This window comes from Aromatoleum evansii (assembly GCF_012910805.1).
GTDB classification, from domain to species: domain Bacteria; phylum Pseudomonadota; class Gammaproteobacteria; order Burkholderiales; family Rhodocyclaceae; genus Aromatoleum; species Aromatoleum evansii.
The window spans coordinates 1-18,173 of the sequence record NZ_WTVK01000014.1 but is presented as its reverse complement, the minus strand read 5'-3'; the positions used below and the strand labels follow the sequence as shown (position 1 = coordinate 18,173).

23 protein-coding genes are annotated in these 18,173 nt (G+C 67.4%); 11 read left to right on the top strand and 12 right to left on the bottom strand.

Going from position 1 to position 18,173, the window contains the following annotated elements; all coding sequences use genetic code 11:
• Positions 1-41: 41 nt before the first annotated feature.
• Together GO615_RS08905 and GO615_RS08900 are read right to left on the bottom strand one after the other, a co-directional pair.
• Positions 42-1,145: a transposase gene (locus GO615_RS08905; protein WP_169127090.1), complete on the bottom strand. Its 1,104-nt coding sequence runs from the start codon at positions 1,143-1,145 to the stop codon at positions 42-44.
• Between the two features lie 248 nt (positions 1,146-1,393).
• Positions 1,394-1,939 carry a pilin gene (locus GO615_RS08900; RefSeq protein ID WP_169127088.1) on the bottom strand — a complete coding sequence of 182 codons (546 nt, stop codon included), beginning with the start codon at positions 1,937-1,939 and terminating at the stop codon, positions 1,394-1,396.
• Between the two features lie 264 nt (positions 1,940-2,203).
• Between GO615_RS08900 and GO615_RS08895 the strand changes: the two genes are divergently transcribed.
• From GO615_RS08895 to GO615_RS08880, 4 genes are all read left to right on the top strand, one after another.
• Entirely contained in the window at positions 2,204-2,503 is a 300-nt protein-coding gene (locus GO615_RS08895; protein WP_169127086.1) for a toxin-antitoxin system TumE family protein, read from the top strand.
• A complete protein-coding gene (locus GO615_RS08890; protein ID WP_169127084.1) occupies positions 2,500-2,874 on the top strand; it encodes an HVO_A0114 family putative DNA-binding protein in 375 nt (124 codons plus the stop codon). The genes GO615_RS08895 and GO615_RS08890 overlap by 4 nt, the downstream gene beginning before the upstream one ends.
• A gap of 146 nt (positions 2,875-3,020) precedes the next feature.
• Positions 3,021-3,320, top strand: coding sequence for a nucleotidyltransferase domain-containing protein (locus tag GO615_RS08885; RefSeq protein WP_169127082.1), 300 nt, complete (start codon positions 3,021-3,023; stop codon positions 3,318-3,320).
• Positions 3,317-3,796, top strand: a complete 480-nt coding sequence (locus tag GO615_RS08880) for a hypothetical protein (RefSeq protein WP_169127080.1) — start codon at positions 3,317-3,319, stop codon at positions 3,794-3,796. The genes GO615_RS08885 and GO615_RS08880 overlap by 4 nt, the downstream gene beginning before the upstream one ends.
• Positions 3,797-3,827: 31 nt before the next feature.
• On the opposite strand, the gene GO615_RS08875 is transcribed toward GO615_RS08880, so the two are convergent.
• The 9 genes from GO615_RS08875 to GO615_RS08835 all read right to left on the bottom strand — a co-directional run bounded on the left by GO615_RS08875 (position 3,828) and on the right by GO615_RS08835 (position 12,520).
• Positions 3,828-4,064 (bottom strand): CopG family ribbon-helix-helix protein, encoded by a 237-nt coding sequence (locus GO615_RS08875; protein ID WP_169127078.1) that lies wholly within the window; start codon positions 4,062-4,064, stop codon positions 3,828-3,830.
• Positions 4,012-4,212: a HepT-like ribonuclease domain-containing protein gene (locus GO615_RS08870; protein ID WP_246262210.1), complete on the bottom strand. Its 201-nt coding sequence runs from the start codon at positions 4,210-4,212 to the stop codon at positions 4,012-4,014. Before GO615_RS08870 ends, GO615_RS08875 begins: the two co-directional genes overlap by 53 nt.
• A gap of 52 nt (positions 4,213-4,264) precedes the next feature.
• On the bottom strand, positions 4,265-4,549 hold the full coding sequence (locus GO615_RS08865) for a nucleotidyltransferase family protein (RefSeq protein ID WP_339379992.1): 285 nt from the start codon (positions 4,547-4,549) through the stop codon (positions 4,265-4,267).
• A 222-nt stretch (positions 4,550-4,771) separates the two neighbouring features.
• On the bottom strand, positions 4,772-5,320 hold the full coding sequence (locus GO615_RS08860; protein WP_169127072.1) for a hypothetical protein: 549 nt from the start codon (positions 5,318-5,320) through the stop codon (positions 4,772-4,774).
• On the bottom strand, positions 5,317-5,619 hold the full coding sequence (locus GO615_RS08855) for a nucleotidyltransferase domain-containing protein (protein WP_169127070.1): 303 nt from the start codon (positions 5,617-5,619) through the stop codon (positions 5,317-5,319). Before GO615_RS08855 ends, GO615_RS08860 begins: the two co-directional genes overlap by 4 nt.
• 185 nt (positions 5,620-5,804) lie before the next feature.
• Positions 5,805-8,975: an efflux RND transporter permease subunit gene (locus GO615_RS08850; RefSeq protein ID WP_169127068.1), complete on the bottom strand. Its 3,171-nt coding sequence runs from the start codon at positions 8,973-8,975 to the stop codon at positions 5,805-5,807.
• Between the two features lie 158 nt (positions 8,976-9,133).
• Positions 9,134-10,672 carry an efflux RND transporter periplasmic adaptor subunit gene (locus GO615_RS08845; RefSeq protein ID WP_169127066.1) on the bottom strand — a complete coding sequence of 513 codons (1,539 nt, stop codon included), beginning with the start codon at positions 10,670-10,672 and terminating at the stop codon, positions 9,134-9,136.
• Entirely contained in the window at positions 10,669-12,036 is a 1,368-nt protein-coding gene (locus tag GO615_RS08840; protein ID WP_169127064.1) for a TolC family protein, read from the bottom strand. Before GO615_RS08840 ends, GO615_RS08845 begins: the two co-directional genes overlap by 4 nt.
• Before the next feature lie 124 nt (positions 12,037-12,160).
• The gene (locus GO615_RS08835; protein WP_169127062.1) at positions 12,161-12,520 is read right to left on the bottom strand and encodes a copper-binding protein; all 360 of its coding nucleotides are present in this window, start codon (positions 12,518-12,520) and stop codon (positions 12,161-12,163) included.
• Positions 12,521-12,676: 156 nt separating this feature from the next.
• Here GO615_RS08835 and GO615_RS08830 point away from each other — a divergent pair, with 156 nt between their 5' ends.
• The 7 genes from GO615_RS08830 (at position 12,677) to GO615_RS08800 (ending at position 17,246) form a co-directional block, all read left to right on the top strand.
• Positions 12,677-13,348: a heavy metal response regulator transcription factor gene (locus GO615_RS08830; protein WP_169127060.1), complete on the top strand. Its 672-nt coding sequence runs from the start codon at positions 12,677-12,679 to the stop codon at positions 13,346-13,348.
• Positions 13,348-14,829, top strand: coding sequence for a heavy metal sensor histidine kinase (locus tag GO615_RS08825; protein ID WP_169127058.1), 1,482 nt, complete (start codon positions 13,348-13,350; stop codon positions 14,827-14,829). The genes GO615_RS08830 and GO615_RS08825 overlap by 1 nt, the downstream gene beginning before the upstream one ends.
• 13 nt (positions 14,830-14,842) lie before the next feature.
• Positions 14,843-15,313: a DUF411 domain-containing protein gene (locus GO615_RS08820; RefSeq protein WP_169127056.1), complete on the top strand. Its 471-nt coding sequence runs from the start codon at positions 14,843-14,845 to the stop codon at positions 15,311-15,313.
• Between the two features lie 44 nt (positions 15,314-15,357).
• On the top strand, positions 15,358-15,693 hold the full coding sequence (locus tag GO615_RS08815; protein WP_169127054.1) for a hypothetical protein: 336 nt from the start codon (positions 15,358-15,360) through the stop codon (positions 15,691-15,693).
• The gene (locus GO615_RS08810; RefSeq protein WP_339379991.1) at positions 15,683-16,129 is read left to right on the top strand and encodes a c-type cytochrome; all 447 of its coding nucleotides are present in this window, start codon (positions 15,683-15,685) and stop codon (positions 16,127-16,129) included. Before GO615_RS08815 ends, GO615_RS08810 begins: the two co-directional genes overlap by 11 nt.
• A gap of 89 nt (positions 16,130-16,218) precedes the next feature.
• The gene (locus GO615_RS08805; protein ID WP_169127052.1) at positions 16,219-16,926 is read left to right on the top strand and encodes an AzlC family ABC transporter permease; all 708 of its coding nucleotides are present in this window, start codon (positions 16,219-16,221) and stop codon (positions 16,924-16,926) included.
• A complete protein-coding gene (locus GO615_RS08800; RefSeq protein ID WP_169127050.1) occupies positions 16,920-17,246 on the top strand; it encodes an AzlD domain-containing protein in 327 nt (108 codons plus the stop codon). The genes GO615_RS08805 and GO615_RS08800 overlap by 7 nt, the downstream gene beginning before the upstream one ends.
• A 6-nt stretch (positions 17,247-17,252) precedes the next feature.
• Here GO615_RS08800 and GO615_RS08795 read toward each other — a convergent pair.
• Positions 17,253-18,173: bestrophin family protein (locus tag GO615_RS08795; protein ID WP_246262207.1), on the bottom strand; the 921-nt coding region annotated here is incomplete at its 5' end.

Sequence of the window (18,173 nt, the reverse complement as noted above, 5' to 3'; positions counted from 1 at the left end):
ATCGTCCGGGCAAGAGGCGAGACGTGACGCCGGGGTTTTCGTCACGCTGCCTTGCGTTGAAACATCCCTCTGGCTGCAGCCATTCCCCTGAGGTACTTGACTTGGCGCGCCGCGCATAACTGCGTGAGGTTTCGCGGTGCGCCCACTGCACTGCCGAACTGCCGCATCAGGCTTGTCGCGCCGGTGATGAACTGATGCGGCTCGATGCCGAGTCGCTCCAGCAGCCTGGGCGTCTGTCTCGGGATCGCGCCGCGCTTGTCCGGACGAACGCAGCGGCCCGCGGTCTCGATAACTTCCAGGTAATCGCAAAACGCGAATGGGATCGCCGCGGACAGCCGGGCCGTGGCATCGAATGGCATCAAGGGCTGTTTCGGGAGCGAGGCCGGTCTTGTCTCGCCGTGTGGCATATCCGCTGAATCGGAAGCGTCGGCGGCGGACTCGGCCGAGGAGGGGGAGGCAGAAGGCCGGACGGTTGTCGGGGAGCCGGCGGAAGGGGCGCGCGTAAGTTCAGCGATGCGTTCCGCGACGGACGTGAACTCTGAACGTTCCGGGGTGTCCGCCATTTGTGCGCGAATGGGATTCAGGTCGACATAGGTCATCGCCGACAAGATGGCTTGTTCGTCCAGCAGCGCTTGGCTCTTGAAGCGTCCTTCCCAGAACCGCCCCGTGACGTCGTCTTCGGCGTTGGCCTGTCGGGCGATGGATTCATTGAGCACCCGCATGAACCACGACAGATCCGTCAGCCTCGACCGATATTTTTCGGCGAGTTGGTCAATGACATGCAAGGTGGTCGCGGTCGGTGTGTCGCTGCGGGCTGCCAGAAAGTCTCGCACGGCAGGCGGACCGTCGAAGAGCTGCGTCCAGCGCCGCAGCACCTCGTCGCGGGACCAGTTGGTGGCGCGTTCAGCGTCGACGCGGACGACGAGATGGAAATGATTGCTCATGACCGCATACGCGGCGACATCAATGGCGAAGACTGCGGACAGCTGCCTGATTCGATCAACGATCCAGCCGCGGCGGTGCTCGAAGCATCGACCGGTGTAATGGTCCTTGCCGCACAGGAACGCGCGCCGCACGCAGCGTGAGACGACGTGATACCAGGGCGTATCGGCGAGGCAGACGAGAGCGGTGCGCGGGCGAGTCAAGAGTCTTGCTCCTCGAGATATGTTTTAAGCATATCACGGAGAGGCAAACAAAGTGGGTGTCCCTTTGTTCCGCTTTGTTCTCCTTTGGGGCAAACAAAGTGGGTGTCCCTTTGTTCCTGTTTTAAGCATATCACGGAGAGGCAAACAAAGTGGGTGTCCCTTTGTTCTCCTAAAAGCAGAAGGGACCGCCGAGGCGGTCCCTTCTTTCATGCGGCGGAAGGCGCTTCGCTTTTCCGCCCTATACTAGATTACTTACACTCGTTCGGGACGAAGCGCGACAGAACCGGGTTCGTGACGGCGGCCACCGTCATGCCGCGAGCGGACGCGACAGCACTCGTTTCGGCCGCGCACGCCCAGTCGATCGAGCCGGTGTCGCCGTTGGTGAGTGCCGTGTCGATCGCAACGAAGGTTCCTGCTCCAGTTGCCATGAACGGGGTCAGGGTGAGCGTGTTGCTGGACGCCGACACGCCGCCGCCGACGTTGGCAGGGTTGTAGGTGATCGTGATCATGCCGGTAGTACCGTCGATCTGAACCGAGCTGACGTATTTGCCGGCTGCGCCTGCGCCGCCTGCCTGGGCGTTGAAGGCCCCGGCGGCGGCCGTCAGTTCTGCCGCAGTCGTCACGCTCTGTCCGACGATCGTCTTGGCATCCGAGGCCAGGGACAGACCTTCTGTAACACGCGCCCGCACCGTGTAATCCTGATACGCCGGCAGCGCCACTGCGGCCAAGATACCGATAATCGCCACAACGATCATCAGTTCGATCAGGGTGAAGCCTTGTTGAACCTTTTTCATGATGCTCTCCTTGATGGAAACCACGGAAAACCCGCTTGGTATCCCTAACGCAACCGCTGTGCCAGCTTTCCGGCGTTCGCCCGCCCGTCGCAAGAAATCCAAGCAAATACAACTGTTTGGCGCGACTTTTGGCGGGTCGCGCGCTGCGAGAGGCTGTCTGCCTTACCGTGACAATTGTCACAAACCATGTCAACGTCCGACTCGATGACGAGCGGGATTGTCAGAGGTTGACAGCTTAAGCTTGCAGCCATGATATGATCAATCATGGCTGAAATAAAGATCATCGATGAGTCCCACAAAATTTCCGACAGGCGCGGAAACGGGAAGCTGCGGCGAGAGGTGTGGGTCGACGACGCCACCCGGAAGATCACGCGTTACAACCTGGCCTACATCAACCACAACCTGCACTCCGGCGACAATGGGCGTGTCGTCGGCTACGACAATGCTCATGACTGGCATCATCGCCATTATTTCGGCGTCGTGGAACCTGTCGAATTCATCAGCTTCGAAGACATTGAAGAGCGTTTTGAACATGACTGGCTGGCCCTGAAGGACTACAAATGACCAAACTCACCATCAAGACCGGAACGGAAGAAGATTTCTTCAGGCGTGGTCGCGTGCTGGCCCGCGCTGCGGACCGCGGCGAACAGTTGCCTGATGAGCGCATCATCAGCTTTGAAGACCCTGCCGATGTGATGAAACTGATCACTGCAGCCCGGCTGGCGGTCTTCCGCGTCGTGAAGGAAATTCCGGGCTCGATCACGGAAATTTCGGCGCGGCTGCATCGGGATCGCAGTGCGGTGAAGCGGGATGTCGACGAACTGGAGCGTGCCGGGCTGGTGACCGTGACCGAGAAGATCCTTCCCGGCCACGGCCGGATGAAGGAGGTACGCGCCACCGCGAATCGGTTCAGCCTCCAGGCCGAGGTGTCTTGAAGCGACCTCCGGGATCGTGACGCCGGGCCAGTTCATCCGGATTATTGAAGGAGGCGCAGCATGACGACCTTGAGCATCCGCTTGCCCGAGTCGATTCACCACAACGCGAAGATCTACGCGGAGCGGGCGAGCCGGAGGCCCGTGCCATGCGCCTGAGCGCACAGCAGGCGGATGCCATTCATGACATTGCCTGCCAGCTCGGCGGGCCGCTGGCGCGCGTCCGGTTGTTCGGGTCGCGGCTCGACGATTCGGCGCGCGGGGGCGATCTCGACCTGTTTCTTGAGCTGCCGCATCCCGTTGAAAACCCGGCGCTCCTGAGTGCTCGCGTGGCGGCCCGTGTTTCGCGCCTGTTGCAGGGCCGCCGGGTGGACGTGGTGCTTGCGGCCCCCAATCTGAAACACCTTGCGATCCACGACATTGCGATCGAGGAGGGGCAGTTGCTATGACGCTCGACCCTGGCCTTGCCAGCCGTTTGCAGTTTCTCGTTCGCGTGGTGAGCAAGGAAGCACGGCATCTCGCTGCGACGGATCGACGTCTGTTCGCGGGCGGTTTTACACTCGAACATGCCGTTCGGCTCGAATCGGAGCCGGATCTTGCCGAACGTGTCGATGCCTTTGTCGGCCGCTTCAGCCGGCTGCAGGACACGGTGGGCGACAAGCTGTTACCTGTACTCCTGATTGCGCTGGGCGAGACGGCGGGGGCTGCCATCGACAACCTGGATCGCGCCGAGCGGCTGGGGCTGCTCGATTCGGCGGAGGATTGGATGGTGATGCGAAAGCTCAGAAACCAGATGGTTCATGAGTACGTGGAAGACCCGACGATCTTGTGTGGGGCGCTGCAGGCCGGACATGCATTTGTTCCGGCGCTCATTGGCGTGGCCGACAGGTTCGTTGCAGAGGCTGGTCGTCGCGGATGGGCGTGACTGTGGGGAAGAGCCGGCGCCGACGTCCACATCAGCGCGGTAGCGGTAGCGGGGTGTCGGTGCCCAAGCTGTCGGCCCATGCCTGCACGGCCTGATGGTCGATGACACACGCGCCATCAACGTCCGCCAAGGCCTCGCGGGTCAGGCGGTTGCGCTCCTCTTCCTGATCGATCCACGCAGCCAGGGCCTGCTTCATGATCCAGCCGCGCGAGCGTTCAAGGCGCGCGGCCATCAGGTCGACCTTCTCGCCAAGGCGTTGCGGGTTCATTGTCCTTGACCTGATCGCTGAGCCGTTGGCTCGACTCTGCAAGCGTCTGGAGATTTCTTACTACGGCATCCTGAACGAGTCGCGACGAGCGGAAAAGCGCCTCGTCGCCGCCGACATACTCGGTAATGCGTGAAATGCATTCCAACATGTGGGACAGGTAGACCCTGTCGGCCTCGGCACCCGGTTTCATTTCCGGCCCTTCATACCGGGCGCGCCTCCCGTAGCACGCGCGTTCGCATCGCGGGGTGTAGCGCACTTTCCGTGACGATATCGACGCGCCGGTGGAGCAAATCCTGCGCATCCATCAGGAGTGCGCCCAGTGCAAAACCCGAAGTTTCGGGGCCGGTTTCGACAAGCAGATCCACGTCGCTGTCGTCATCCGCGTCGTCCCGCGCCATGGAGCCGAAAACCTTGATGGAACGGATTCCATAGCGTTGTGCGAGTGCCCGCAATTCTTCGCGATGGGTTTCGATGAGTCGATGCACGCGCAACCTCGCTCCTGAGCGTTTCGGAGTGTGTTCGCAGTGTAACAGGGGCAGAACGGGGCGGCAGCAGCAGTTCGCCATCAGGCTCTGACTGGTTCCTGGGCCGAAACGGCCGGGCCAGACTCCATACCTCGCCGCAGCCGCCACTCCTGCATAAGCGCATAGATCGCCGGAATCACCCCCGGCAGGAATTTGGGGTCAGACCACGAATTCGACCTCCCATCAGCCGATCCGAGTCCCCCACTGTGCGGTGATGCGAGCGAATTCGGTCGAGAAGTCCGCGCTGACGGGTTGAATCTGAAGCGTTTGCGAGCATGTGTCGGTGAGCCGGCGCGCAGCGGCGTAAAGCATGGCGGTTAACTCGTGCAGAGCATTGAAATGCTCGGCAATGTCGTCGTAGTCCGTTTCGTAGTCGTGCGCGGCGAGATTGCGTGCGGCACGGCTGCGTTGCCAGTCGGAGGTGGAGTCGATCACGCCCAGTTTCTCGAAGAGCGCCAGTACCCTCAGGAAGCTGTCGGTGGGCTCCCCCATCAGCAAGGCGCTATGCCGCATTGCGGCAGCGAGGGTGTCCTGCAACTTGGCGAAGCGCTCGTTGATCGCGGCCAGTGATTCGAACAGGGCGACGTCCTTCTTGCGGCCAGCGAGTTGCGCGCCGTCGATCGGCCAAAGGTGTTTCGATTCCGATTCGTGCAGGAAGAAGACACAACGCTGGATCGCTTCGAGCAGGTTTGACAGGTGCTTGCGTTCGGCTTCGAGCAGATCGCGGCTCATCGGGGCATCTCCAGCCGGGTAGCGCGCGCCATCGCCAGCGCCTGGAATGGGGTCGCTTCGGCGTTGCGTGCGCGGGCGACGATATCGACCGGGATGTGCAGGGCGGTTTCCAGGCGGAGCTTGAGTTCCGCTCGCTGCAGCAGGGAGCGTCGCTCGGCGGTTTCGACGAGCACGTCGAGGTCACCACCGCGGCGGCGGTCGTCCAGGCGCGAGCCGAAGACGCTGACGGTGACGTCCTCCCCCATCACTTCACGGGCAATGCTCAGAACGATGGCAATTTGTTCGGGGGCGAGGCGCATCAGCGGGGCCTGGAGGCGGGAGACTCAGCTTATCAACATGGCAACCGATACCGTTCGGGCTGAGCCCTTCGACTTCGCTCAGGACATGCCTGTCGAAGCCCTGCCAATGCCCTTCGACGGGCTCAGGGCGAACGGAGGTATTCGATTGCCGCCTTAATAGTGCGGCAGACGGCAGGCCAAGTCCATCATACCGCGTGCTGCCGATGTTCGCCGACTCGATCTCCCGACCCCTGTTTCCGCCGCAGCTCCCATTCCTTCACCAGCGCATAGATCGCGGGAATCACCCCCAGCGTCAGGACCGTCGAGGACAGCATGCCGCCGACCATCGGCGCGGCGATGCGGCTCATGACCTCGCTGCCGGTGCCGGTGCCCCACATGATGGGCAGCAGGCCGGCAATGATGGCGACCACGGTCATCATCTTCGGGCGCACGCGCTCGACCGCGCCTTCCATGATGGCGTGGTAGAGGTCGTTGGCATCGGCCTGGCGGCCTTCGGCAAGGCGCCTGGCGCGGATGGCTTCCCAGGCGTGGTCGAGGTAGATCAGCATCACGACGCCGGTTTCGGCGGCGACGCCGGCGAGCGCGATGAAGCCGACCGCGACGGCGACGCTCATGTTGTAGCCGAGCCACCACATCAGCCAGATACCGCCGACCAGGGCGAAGGGGACCGAGAGCATGACGATCAGCGTCTCCGTGAGGCGGCGGAAGTTGAGGTAGAGCAGCACGAAGATGATCGCCAGCGTGAGCGGCACGACCACGACGAGTTTTTCCTTGGCGCGCTCCATGTACTCGAACTGCCCGCTCCAGGTGGCGTAGTAGCCGGGCGGGAAGTCGACCCTTTCGGAAACGGCCTTGCGGGCGTCGGCGACGTAGGAGCCGATGTCGCGGTCGCGGATGTCGACGAACACGTAGGCGGCGAGGAGCGCGTTCTCGGTGCGGATCGCCGGGGCGCCTTTCGTCAGCGAGACCTTGGCGAGCTGGCCGAGCGGCAGGTTTCCCCCGGCGGGCAGCGGCACGAAGACCTCGGCGGCGATGCGGCGCGGGTCGTCGCGCAGGTCGCGCGGGTAGCGCACGGCCACCGTGTAGCGTTCGAGGCCTTCGACGGTGGTGGTGACCGGGTCGCCGCCCAGCGCGGTGGCGACGACCATCTGGAAGTCGTCCATGGTGATGCCGTAGCGCGCGAGCTGGCTGCGGTCGGGGGTGATGTCGAGGTAGTAGCCGCCGGTGACGCGCTCGGCGTAGGCGCTGGTGGTGCCGGGCACCTCGCGCACGGCGGATTCGACTTCGCGCGCGAGGCGCTCGATGACGGCGAGGTCCTTGCCGAAGACCTTGACGCCGATCGGCGTGCGGATGCCGGTGGAGAGCATGTCGAGCCGTGCCTTGATGGGCATGGTCCAGGAGTTGGCGACGCCGGGGAACTTGAGCGCGGCGTCCATCTCGGCGATGAGCTTGTCGGTCGTCATCCCCGGGCGCCATTCGGATTCGGGCTTGAGGTTGATGACGGTCTCGAACATTTCCAGCGGCGCGGGGTCGGTGGCGCTGTTGGCGCGCCCGGCCTTGCCGTACACGGATTCCACCTCGGGGAAGGTCTTGATGATGCGATCGGTGGTCTGCAGCAGTTCGCCGGCCTTGGTGACCGACATGCCGGGCAGCGACGCGGGCATGTAGAAGAGCGTGCCCTCGTTGAGCGTGGGCATGAACTCGGCGCCGATACGCTGGGCGGGGAAAATCGTGATCGCCATCGAGATTGCGGCGGCGATCAGCGTCAGCCAGCGGTGGCGCATGACCCAAGTGATGATCGGGCGGTAGAGCCAGATCAGCGCGCGGTTCACGGGGTTCTTCGCCTCGGGCAGGATGCGGCCGCGGATGAAGAGCATCATCAGCACCGGCACGAGCGTCACCGACAGGAGCGCGGCGCCGGCCATCGCGAAGGTCTTGGTGAAGGCGAGCGGCGAGAACATGCGGCCTTCCTGGCCTTCGAGGGTGAATACGGGCAGGAAGGAGACGGTGATGATCAGTAGCGAGAAGAACAGCGCCGGCCCGACTTCCTTGCAGGCGCGGATCATCGCTTCGCCGCGCTCGGCGACGGTGGCGTTGTCGGGCAGGTGCTCGAGGCGCTTGTGGGCGTTCTCGATCATCACGATCGCGGCGTCGACCATCGCGCCGATTGCGATCGCGATGCCGCCCAGGCTCATGATGTTGGAGCCGAGACCGAGCGAGCGCATGGCGATGAAGGCGATGAGGATGCCGATGGGCAGCGTGATGATCGCGACGAGCGCGCTGCGCACGTGCATGAGGAACACGATGCACACCGCGGCGACGATCAGGCTTTCCTCGAACAGCGTCCATTTGAGGTTGGCGATCGCGCGCTCGATCAGCGCCGAGCGGTCGTAGACCGGGACGATGGAGGTGCCTTCGGGCAGCCCCGCCGAGATCTCGGTGATCTTCGCCTTGACGTTGGCGATCACGTCCAGCGCGTTCTGGCCGAAGCGCGCCATGACGATGCCGGAGGCGACTTCGCCCTCGCCGTTGAGTTCGGCGATGCCGCGCCGTTCGGCCGGCACCATCTCGACGCGGGCGACGTCGCGTACCAGCACGGGGGTGCCGCCCTCGCTCTTTAGGACGAGGTTGCCGATGTCTTCGGCGTTCCTGAGGTAGCCGCGCCCGCGCACCATGTATTCGGTCTCGGCCAGCTCGACGACGCGTCCGCCGACGTCGCGGTTGGAGGCGCGGATGACCTGTGCGACGCGGTCGAGGGGGATGGCGTAGCTCGCGAGCCGGTGCGGGTCGACGGTGACCTGGTATTCGCGCACGAAGCCGCCGAGGCTCGCGACTTCGGCCACGCCCTGCGCCTTGGTGAGCTGGTAGCGCACGTACCAGTCCTGCAGGCTGCGCAGCTCGGCGAGCGAACGGTCCTTGCCGGTGAGGGCGTATTGGTACACCCAGCCGACGCCGGTGGCGTCCGGGCCGATCTGCGGCGCGACGCCGGCGGGCATGCGGCCGGCGGCGGACGACAGGTACTCGAGCACGCGCGAGCGCGCCCAGTAGATGTCGGTGCCGTCCTCGAAGATCACGTAGACATAGGACGCGCCGAACATCGAGAAGCCGCGCACGACCTTGGCCTTGGGCACGGCCAGCAGCGCGGTGGTGAGCGGGTAGGTGACCTGGTCCTCGACCACCTGCGGCGCCTGGCCGGGGTAGTCGGCATAGACGATGACCTGCACGTCGGAGAGGTCGGGCAGGGCGTCGACGGGGGTCTTCTTCAGCGCATACACGCCGCCGGCGCTGACGAAGAGCGTCGCCAGCAGGACGAGGAAGACATTGCGTGCGGACCAGTCGATGAGGCGGTCGAGCATGTCAGGCCTCCGGGCTCGCGATGTGCGGATTGACGTAGGGCGGGAGTAGCAACGCGGATCCCGCCGAGCGGACGTCGGGGGGAGATGCACGCCGGAATGGCGGGATACGCTGCGCTACTCCCGCCCTACGCAGGCATCCTTTGGTCGGCTCGGCCATTTCAGTGCCCCTTGTGACCGGTGGATGCGGGTGTCGCCGCTTCGATGCGCGTGATCGCGAATTCGCCCGGCGCGCGCTGCTCGAACTCGAAGCGGATCGGGCTGCCCGGGGCGATGCCTTTGGCGACTTCGGGCGAGGCCAGGTTGAAGTCCATCGTCATTGGCGGCCACTTCAGCGCGGGAATCTCGCCATGCGTGATGCTGACGGTGTCGGCGGAGAGGTCGATGGCGTCGAGCGTGCCTTCCGCGGAATAGGTCGGTGCGGTGGCCGCACCGTTGTCCTGGCCCGCGGTGAAGCTCGCGAGCGCTGCGCGCAGGTTGCTCTCGGCGTCGATGAGGAAGTTGGCCGAGACGACGACGCGCTCGCCGGCGGCGATGCCGTCGAGAATCTCGATGTGATCGCTGCCCCGGCGGCCGACCTTGACGGCCTTGGGCAGGAAGCGGCCTTCGTCCTGGGCGACGAGCACGACCTGGCGTTCGCCGCTGTCGATCAGCGCCGAGGCGGGCACGGTCAGCACGGGGGCGGCCTTGCCGGTGGCGATGTCGGCGTGAGCGAAGAGGCCGGGGCGCAGCAGGCCGTCGGGGTTCGCCAGTTCGAGGCGCATCGGCGTCGTGCGCGTCGCGGCGTCCAGCGTCGGATAGAGGTAGGCGACCGTGGCGTCGAAACGGCGCCCCGGGAAGGCGTCGAGGGTCACGGTGGCGTGCTGGCCGGGTTTGACGCGCGCGAGGTCGCGCTCGTAGACGTCGGCGAGCACCCACACCGTGGAGAGATCGGCGATGCGGAAGAGGGCTTCGCCGGGCATGAAGCGCATCCCTTCGACTGCCTTCTTCTCCATGACGACGCCGTTGGCGGGCGAGGTGAAGGTGAGCCGCCCGTTTCCGGCCTTCGTTCCTTCCGGGAGCTTCATCTGCCAATTGGAGACGCGCGCGCGGGTCGCCTCCGCGAGGCGTTGCGCGGACGCGGCGGCGGCCGGGTCGCTGCTCGCGTCGCGCTGAAGGCGTTCGGCGATCTGCAACTCGGAGCCGGCCGAGACGAGTTCGGGGGCATACACGGAGAACAGCGCCTGGCCGCGGCGCACCGGGTCGCCGCTGGCGCTGACGTGCAGGCGTTCGATCCAGCCCTCGAAGCGCGGTGCGACGTCGACGACGCGGCGCTCGTTGATCGCGACGCGGCCGACGGCGCGCACCGGCTCGTCGAGCGTGCGCGGTTCCGCGAGCGCGGTGCGCACGCCCAGCGTCTGCAGGCGGGCCGGGCTCACGGTGACCGCGCCGGTGTCGTCGGGGCCGGCGTCCTCGCCTTCATAGACGGGGATGTAGTCCATCCCCATGGAGTCCTTCTTCGGCACCGGCGAGGTGTCGGGCAGGCCCATCGGGTTGCGGTAGTAGAGGATCTTCTTCCCGCCCGAGCCGTCCGCGGTTGGTGTCGCGTCGGCGGAGGCTGGGGCGGAATGCTCCGCATTGCGGGTGCCGGCGAAGTAGCCGGCGGCGAGCGCGATGGCGACCGCGATGGCGCCGAGGGTGAGTTGCGCGGCGGGTTTCACAGCGATTCTCCGACCAGTTTTTCGATTTCAAACAGGGCCATGTGCGCTTCGACCTCGGCCTGGAGCAGGCTCATGCGGGTGTCGACGAGCTGGCGCTCGGCCTCGAGCACGGCGTCGAAATCGACGCGGCCGGTCTCGAAGGCGCTCCGGGTGGCGTCGCGCGTGGCCTGCGCCTGCGGCAGCAGCGTGCCGCGCAGCAGGCGTTGCGTTTCCTGCGCGCTGGTGAAGGCCGCCCAGGCGGAGCCGATCTCGCCGCCGAGGCGGCTGGCGGTTGCTTCGCGCTTCGCATCGGCTGCGGCGACCATGTGTGCGGCCTCGCGCTCGCGGGCGCGGCGGGCGGATTGTTGCAACGGGATCATGACCTCGAACATCAGGTCCCAGGACTGGTCCTCGCCGCGCGGGCGGTTGTTGGTGAGGCCGATCGAGTAGTCGGGGTAGCGGTCGGCCCAGGTGCGCTCGCGTTCGAGGCGCGCGGCTTCGATCGCGTGCGCGTCGGCGGAGAGGGCGGGGTTGTTGGCGCGCGCCCGTTCGACGAGGGCGGGAAGCGGCAGCACGGCCGGCAGGGCGGACGGTTCCGCGGGGGCGGCAAGGGGCTCGTGCGGGGCGCGCGCGAGGAGACCGTTGAGCGCCGCGGCGGCGGCGCGGCGGCGCTGTTCGATGCCGACCTGCGCGAGGCGCTGGCTGGTGATCTCGCGCTGGGCGCGCAGCACGGCCTGCTGCGGCGCGAGGCCCTGGCGGTAGCGCGCGAGGGTCGCTTCCTCGAGGCCGCCGAGGAGCGCGAGCGATTCGCGCGCGAGCGCGGCCTCCCGGTCGGCGGCGTAGTAGCGCAGCCACGCCTGCTTGATCGTCAGTGCGAGGTCCAGCCACTCGGCGTCGAGGCGGGCCGTGGCCTCGTCGGCCTTCGCCGCCGCCGTCCGCGTCTGCAGCTCGCGCTTGCCCCAGCCGGGCAGGGGCTGGATGAAGCGGTAGCGGGTCTCGCCGACCTGGCCGGGCACCAGCGTCGTGCCGCCGCCGCGCATCTCGTTGGTGAAATCCATCAGCTCGACCTGGAAGTTCGGGTCGGGCAGGGCGCCGGCGGAGTCGACGCGCTCGCGCGCGGCCGCGGTCTCGGCGCGCTGGGCGGCGAAGGCGGGGTTCGTGCCGCGGGCGTGCTGCAGGAGACCGGCGATGTCCGCGCCGAGCGGGGTGGCCGGATCTGCCGCAGTGGCGGCGGCCGGTGCGACCGGGAAGCTGCGGGCGGCGGGCGGGGCCGGTGGCGTGCCGGCGCCCTGGGCTTGGACCGTCGCTGCGACGGCCAGCAGGCCAGGGATCAGCAGCGCGGCGGCCAGGGCCCGCCGCTGCGTTCCCGCGTTGGACGAGTGCATCGTCGGGACTCCGCGAAGGTGTTGTTATTTGCGGCGGCGGGGCGGCCGCCGAGTCGTTCGTCGCGCGGTCGTCCGCCCCGGAGCGGGGGGGCGTCCTGCGAGTCGCCGGAACGTCCGGCGTATCCTACTTGGTGACTTCCAGCTGCGTGACGCTGAACACGCCATCGACGCGTTCGGCGGTGAAGCGGACCTTGTCGCCGGTCTTGACCTTGTCGAGCATCGCGGCGTCGGTGGCGCGGAAGGCCATCGTCATCGCCGGCATGCCGAGGTTGTCGAGCGGGCCGTGGGCGATGGTGATCTTCGCCGCCGCCTTGTCGATCTTCTTGACCGTGCCTTCGCTCATCCGGGCGGCTGACACGCTCGCCGGCGTGGCGGCCTGCGCCATGTGGTGGCTGTGGCCGGCGTCATGGCCGCTTTGTGCGAGCGCCGGGGCGGCGGAGGCGGCGAAGAGGCCGAGGGTTGCGAGCAGAAGGGTGGTTTTCATGTGGAGGGCTCCATGCAATGCAGGAATTGGAGGCAGTATGAAAAGGGCGTGGAAACAGAAAGCTGACCCCGGGGTTACATCTTTGTAATCTTGCGTCTTGCCCGGCGCGCGCGGGCACAATGCGTTCCGTGGTGTGTTGGTGGCAAGGAGCCAGCGGTGAAGATCCTGATCGTCGAAGACGAGGCCAAGACCGGTGATTATCTCAGGCAGGGACTGTCCGAGGCGGGCTTCGTCGTCGATCTCGCGCGTGACGGCATGGATGGCCTGCACCTCGCGCTGACCGGCGAGTACGAACTGATGGTGCTCGACGTCATGCTGCCGGGCCTCGACGGCTGGAGCGTGCTGCAGACGGTGCGCCGCGCGGGGCGCGAGATGCCGGTGCTGTTCCTGACCGCGCGCGACCAGGTCGAGGACCGCGTGCGCGGGCTGGAGCTGGGGGCGGACGATTACCTCGTGAAGCCTTTCGCGTTCTCCGAGCTGCTCGCGCGGGTGCGCACGCTGTTGCGGCGGGGAAAGTCGAAGGAACCGGAGACGCTGCGTGCGGCCGACCTCGAGCTGGACCTGCTGCGCCGGCGCGTGACGCGCGCGGGGCAGCGGATCGACCTCACCGCGAAGGAGTTCGGCCTGCTGGAGCTGCTGCTGCGCCGGCAGGGCGAGGTGCTGCCGCGCTCGCTGATCGCCTCGCAGGTGTGGGACATGAACTTCGACAGCGACACCAACGTGATCGAGGTGGCGGTGCGCCGGCTGCGCGCCAAGGTCGACGACCCCTTCGAGCCCAAGCTGATCCGCACCGTGCGCGGCATGGGCTACGTGCTCGAGACGCCCTGATGCCGAAGCTGTCGTTGACGCTGCGCCTGACATTGCTCTTCGGCGGGCTTTTCGCCGCGGTGCTGCTGGGTCTGGGCATCTACATCTCGGCGACGGTCGAGCGCCATTTCGAGGAGGGCGACCTCGTCGAGCTGCACGGCAAGCTCGAGCTCGCGCGCTCGGTGCTCGCCCAGGTGGGCGACGAGGCGGACTTCGCGAACGTCGCGCAACAGCTCGACAGCGCGCTGGTAGGGCACCATAGCCTGTCGATCGCGGTGCTTCGCGACGCAGGCCGCGGCGAGATCCTGTTCGCGTCGTCGGGGGCGGATTTCCCCGAGCCGGCGGCGCGCATCGATCCCGGTCCCGACCCGGTCGCCTATCCGCCGGCGCATACCTGGGAGCAGGGCGGCCATATCTATCGCGGGGTCGTCGCGAACGCGCGCACGGGCATCGCCGGGGCGCCCGCCGCCCGTGTCGTGGTGGCGATGGACATCGAGCACCACCGCATCTTCATGCGCGACTTCGAGCGTTCCCTGTGGTTTGCGGTGGCGCTGGCGATCGTCGCGACGGGCCTGCTCGGCGCGGTCGCGGCGCGAGGCGGGCTTGCGCCGCTGCGCAAGATGGCCGAGGTGGCGCGCGGCGTGTCGGCGCAGCATCTGACGGCACGCATCGACACGCGCCGGCTGCCGGTGGAACTGGAGGCGCTCGCGGGAGAGCTCAACGCGATGATGGCGCGCCTGGAGGAGGGCTTCCGCCGCCTGAGCGAGTTTTCGTCGGACATCGCGCACGAGCTGCGCACGCCGGTGAGCAACCTGATGACGCAGACCGAGGTCGCGCTCGGGCGTGCTCGCAACGCCGACGAGTATCGCGAGATCCTGCTGTCGAACCTCGAGGAATACGAGCGGCTCGCGCGCATGATCGCCGACATGCTGTTCCTCGCGCAGGCGGACAACGGCCTGCTGCCGCGGCCGGCCGAGACGCTGTCGCTCGCCGGGGAGGCGGGCGCGCTGGCGGAGTTCTACGAGGCGCTGGTCGAGGAGAAGGGCCTTCGCCTGGAAGTCGGCGGCGATGCGCGCGTGCAGGGCGACCGCCTGATGCTGCGGCGCGCGGTGTCGAACCTGCTGTCGAACGCGCTGCGCCATGCGGCGCCGGGCGGTGTCGTGCGCATCGCGATCGATACGGCCGGCGACGAGGCGCGGCTCGCGGTGAGCAACCCCGGCGAGACGATCCCGCCCGAGCATCTCGCGCGCATCTTCGACCGCTTCCACCGCGTCGACGCGGCGCGCACGCGCCAGGGCGACGGTGCGGGGCTGGGGCTCGCGATCACGCGCTCCATCGTCGAGGCGCATGGCGGCCGCATAGGGGTGGAATCCGCCGGCGGCCTCACCACCTTCACGCTCTACCTGCCGCTCGCGTCTGCCGATGCGCGTATCGCGGCAGCCGGGGCCCGCGGGGCGGAACCTTCGTCGCCCGCGTCGGGCCAAACATCGGCAACCGTCTGATGCAGAGGAAAACATGAAGTCGCACAAGCCGTCCCGTCCCGCCCGCCGTCCCCTCGCCCTGGTCGCCACGCTGGCGCTGGCCGCGGCCTTCGCCGCGCCGGTGCTCGCCACCGGAGAGGAGGTGGTGATGTACAAGGATCCCAACTGCGGCTGCTGCGGCAAGTGGGCCGAGCACATGCGCGCGGCGGGTTTCTCCGTGAAGGAGATCAAGAGCGCCGACATGGGCGCGGTCAAGCGCGAGGCGGGCGTGCCGCAGGCGCTGGGCTCCTGCCATACTGCGAAGGTCGGCGGATACTTCGTCGAGGGGCACGTGCCCGCCGCCGACGTGAAGCGTCTGCTGGCGGAGAAGCCCAAGGTCGCCGGCATCTCGGCGCCCGGCATGCCGCAGGGCTCGCCGGGGATGGAAGGTCCGTACCCGGCGGACCGCTACGACGTCGTGAGCGTCACCGCCGACGGCAGGACGCGGGTCTTCGCCAGCCATTGAGACTTCGTCAGCCCCGGACGCCCCGGGGTGCGGGAGAATGGAACATGCGCAGGAAGCTTGCCGCCGCCCTGGGGGCGGTCGTGTTGCTGACGACGAGTGCGGGGGTGTCCGCGCAGCAGGCGGGGACCGTCACCGGCGACCGTGCCGGCGACATGACGGCGGACCTGCTCATCGTGCGCCCGCTCGGACTCGTGGGGACGGTGATCGGCGCCGCGGTGTTCGTCGTCGCGCTGCCCTTCACGCTGCCGACGGGCTCGGCCGGCGATGCCGCGCATGAACTCGTCGGCAAGCCGTTCGAGTACACCTTCAACCGCCCGCTCGGCGACTTCCAGCACTGCGGGGCCGATCGCCACCCCTGCGGCGACCGGCGTGATCCGTAAGCCGCGCAAGGGGGCGTGTGCCGCGGCGCTCGCGGTGCTGCTTGCGGGGTGCGGCGGTGAGGATGGGATCGACCCGAAGGACGCGGCGCAGGTTGCGCGGGGAGAGCCGCTGTACCACCGCCACTGCGCTTCGTGTCATGGTGCGCAGCTCGAGGGGCAGCCCGACTGGCGCCAGCGCAGGGCCGACGGCCGGTTGCCGGCGCCGCCGCACGATGCGTCCGGGCACACCTGGCATCATCCGAACGAGCTGCTGGTGAACATCACGCGCGACGGCATGGTGCCGCCGTGGGCGCCCGAAGGCTACGCGAGCGACATGCCGGCGTTCGCCCGCGTGCTGTCCGACGACGAGATCCGCGCGACGCTGGCGTACATTCAGAGCACCTGGCCGGCCGAGGTGTGGGCCGCGCGCGCGCAGATGGCTCAGCAGCGGCGCTGATTTCGGAGCATCGCGCGAAGCTTGCCTGCCGACGCGGTGGCAGGACTGGTATCCTTAAGCGCTTTCCCGTTTCGGGTGAGCTTCCCCCAATGAACGAATCTTTCAAGCGCGGCGCCCGCGAGGGGTTCCGGCTGATGTTGCCGATGTCGGTCGGCCTGCTGCCGTGGGCGATCGTCACCGGTGTGGCGATGCGCTCGACCGGCCTGTCCGCGGCCGAGTCGATCGGCATGAACCTGATCGTCTACGCCGGCACGGCCCAGCTCGGCACGCTGCCCCTGATCGCCGCCGGCGCGCCGCTGTGGCTGATCTTCGTGACCGCGCTGGTGCTCAACCTGCGCTTCGTGATCTTCAGCGCGGCGCTGGCGCCGGCCTTCCATGGTGCGTCGTGGTCCAGGCGCCTGCTGTCGGGCTATCTGCTCGTCGACGGCCTGTTCGTGCTGTGCGCGGACCGCCTGCTGCGCAACGACGATCCGCACTGGCGCTGGGGCTTTTATGTCGCGCCGGCGATGCTGTGCTGGAGCATGTGGCAGCTCGGCGGGCTTGCCGGGGTGCTCGGGGCGGAGATCTTCCCCAAGGATTGGTCGCTGGAGTTCATGACGACGATCGCGCTGATGGTGATGCTCGTGCCGATGGTGAAACAGCGCGCGATGCTGGTCGCCGCGCTCGTCGGTGGCCTCGGGGCTGTGCTGCTGCGCGGCCTGCCGCTCAGGCTCGGCGTCATCGCCGGGATCGCCGTGGGCATCGCGGCCGGCTTTGCTGCAGAACACTGGGCGGAGCGGCGGAGACGGACATGGTAGAGGGCGTCTGGCTGTGGCTGACGCTGCTGGCGATCGGCTCGACGACCATCCTCACGCGCGGCAGTTTCGTGATCAGCGGCGAAGGCGCGCGCCTGCCGCCTGCGCTGCAGCGAGCGCTGCGCTATGCACCGGCCGCGGCGCTGTCGGCGCTGATCATGCCGGATCTGCTGCTCGATGCGGGTGCGTTCGATCCGGCGAACCCCAAGCTCGCCGCCGGGGTCGTCGTCGCGCTCGCCGCGGTGCGTTCGCGTAATCCGTGGCTGCCCTTCATTGGCGGCATGTGCGTGCTGCTCGTGCTGCGCAAGGGGTTCGGCTGGTAATTCGGTTCAGGTCAGCAGGCAGTTCGCGTCGGGCTGCGGCGCGGGCGGGGGCGCCTCGCCGAGCATCTCGCGCAGGCTGGCGTCTATGCCCGCCACCAGCGCGTCGAGCGCCAGATCGTTGGGCATGGTGCCGAAGGGGTCGTCGATCTCGTCGCTGAGCGCTTCGAGCGCGAAGAAGGTGTAGGAGACGAAGCACACGATCAGCGGCGTCATGATCCCGATCGAATCCACCAGGCCGAAGGGCAGCAGCATGCAGTAGAAGTAGGCGCTGCGGTGCAGGATCACCGAATAGGTGAAGGGCAGCGGCGTGTTGGCGATGCGCTCGCAGCCTCCCAGCGCGCCGGAGAGGTCGTTGAGCGACTGCTCCATCTGCTGCGCGGCGATGGCGTCGAGCTCGCCGGCCGCGCGCCGCTCGCGCAGCCATTCGCCCAGCCACAGCAGGATCAGCGCGGGGCCGAAGCGCGCGCTGCCCACGCGCTCGACGAGGTCCATGGGTAGCAGTCCGGCGAGATCGGTGTCGCGCGGACGCCCGCGCAGCTGGTTGCGCATCGCCGTGGCGAAACCGACCAGGCCGAGCACGAACGCGCGCTGCGCGTCGCGCGGCGTCGCGAGGTTGAGGGCCTGGCGTGCGAGGTTGCGCGCTTCGACGAGCACGGCGCCCCACAGCTTGCGCGCCTCCCAGTAGCGATCGTAGCTCGCGTTGATGCGGAAGCCGAGGAAGATCGCGAAGGCGACGCCCATGAGCGAGAACGGTGTCGCGGTGAGCGTGACCTTCCAGTGGAAGAGCTGACCGTGCAGCAGCACGACGGCGCAGGACAGCGCGAAGATGAACAGTTGCTGGGACAGGATGCGCGGGACGAGCGAGCCGCGGCGTACGAACAGCAGATGGACCCAGTGCGGGCGGGGGCGGACGATCACGGCTGTCTC

Excerpts from the sequence above, each read along its gene's own strand:
- GO615_RS08900 (WP_169127088.1), bottom strand. The coding sequence starts at position 1,939 with ATGAAAAAGGTTCAACAAGGCTTCACCCTGATCGAACTGATGATCGTT.
- GO615_RS08895 (WP_169127086.1), top strand. The coding sequence starts at position 2,204 with ATGGCTGAAATAAAGATCATCGATGAGTCCCACAAAATTTCCGACAGG.
- GO615_RS08890 (WP_169127084.1), top strand. The coding sequence starts at position 2,500 with ATGACCAAACTCACCATCAAGACCGGAACGGAAGAAGATTTCTTCAGG.
- GO615_RS08885 (WP_169127082.1), top strand. The coding sequence starts at position 3,021 with ATGCGCCTGAGCGCACAGCAGGCGGATGCCATTCATGACATTGCCTGC.
- GO615_RS08880 (WP_169127080.1), top strand. The coding sequence starts at position 3,317 with ATGACGCTCGACCCTGGCCTTGCCAGCCGTTTGCAGTTTCTCGTTCGC.
- GO615_RS08875 (WP_169127078.1), bottom strand. The coding sequence starts at position 4,064 with ATGAACCCGCAACGCCTTGGCGAGAAGGTCGACCTGATGGCCGCGCGC.
- GO615_RS08870 (WP_246262210.1), bottom strand. The coding sequence starts at position 4,212 with ATGTTGGAATGCATTTCACGCATTACCGAGTATGTCGGCGGCGACGAG.
- GO615_RS08860 (WP_169127072.1), bottom strand. The coding sequence starts at position 5,320 with ATGAGCCGCGATCTGCTCGAAGCCGAACGCAAGCACCTGTCAAACCTG.
- GO615_RS08855 (WP_169127070.1), bottom strand. The coding sequence starts at position 5,619 with ATGCGCCTCGCCCCCGAACAAATTGCCATCGTTCTGAGCATTGCCCGT.
- GO615_RS08850 (WP_169127068.1), bottom strand. The coding sequence starts at position 8,975 with ATGCTCGACCGCCTCATCGACTGGTCCGCACGCAATGTCTTCCTCGTC.
- GO615_RS08840 (WP_169127064.1), bottom strand. The coding sequence starts at position 12,036 with ATGCACTCGTCCAACGCGGGAACGCAGCGGCGGGCCCTGGCCGCCGCG.
- GO615_RS08835 (WP_169127062.1), bottom strand. The coding sequence starts at position 12,520 with ATGAAAACCACCCTTCTGCTCGCAACCCTCGGCCTCTTCGCCGCCTCC.
- GO615_RS08825 (WP_169127058.1), top strand. The coding sequence starts at position 13,348 with ATGCCGAAGCTGTCGTTGACGCTGCGCCTGACATTGCTCTTCGGCGGG.
- GO615_RS08820 (WP_169127056.1), top strand. The coding sequence starts at position 14,843 with ATGAAGTCGCACAAGCCGTCCCGTCCCGCCCGCCGTCCCCTCGCCCTG.
- GO615_RS08815 (WP_169127054.1), top strand. The coding sequence starts at position 15,358 with ATGCGCAGGAAGCTTGCCGCCGCCCTGGGGGCGGTCGTGTTGCTGACG.
- GO615_RS08805 (WP_169127052.1), top strand. The coding sequence starts at position 16,219 with ATGAACGAATCTTTCAAGCGCGGCGCCCGCGAGGGGTTCCGGCTGATG.
- GO615_RS08800 (WP_169127050.1), top strand. The coding sequence starts at position 16,920 with ATGGTAGAGGGCGTCTGGCTGTGGCTGACGCTGCTGGCGATCGGCTCG.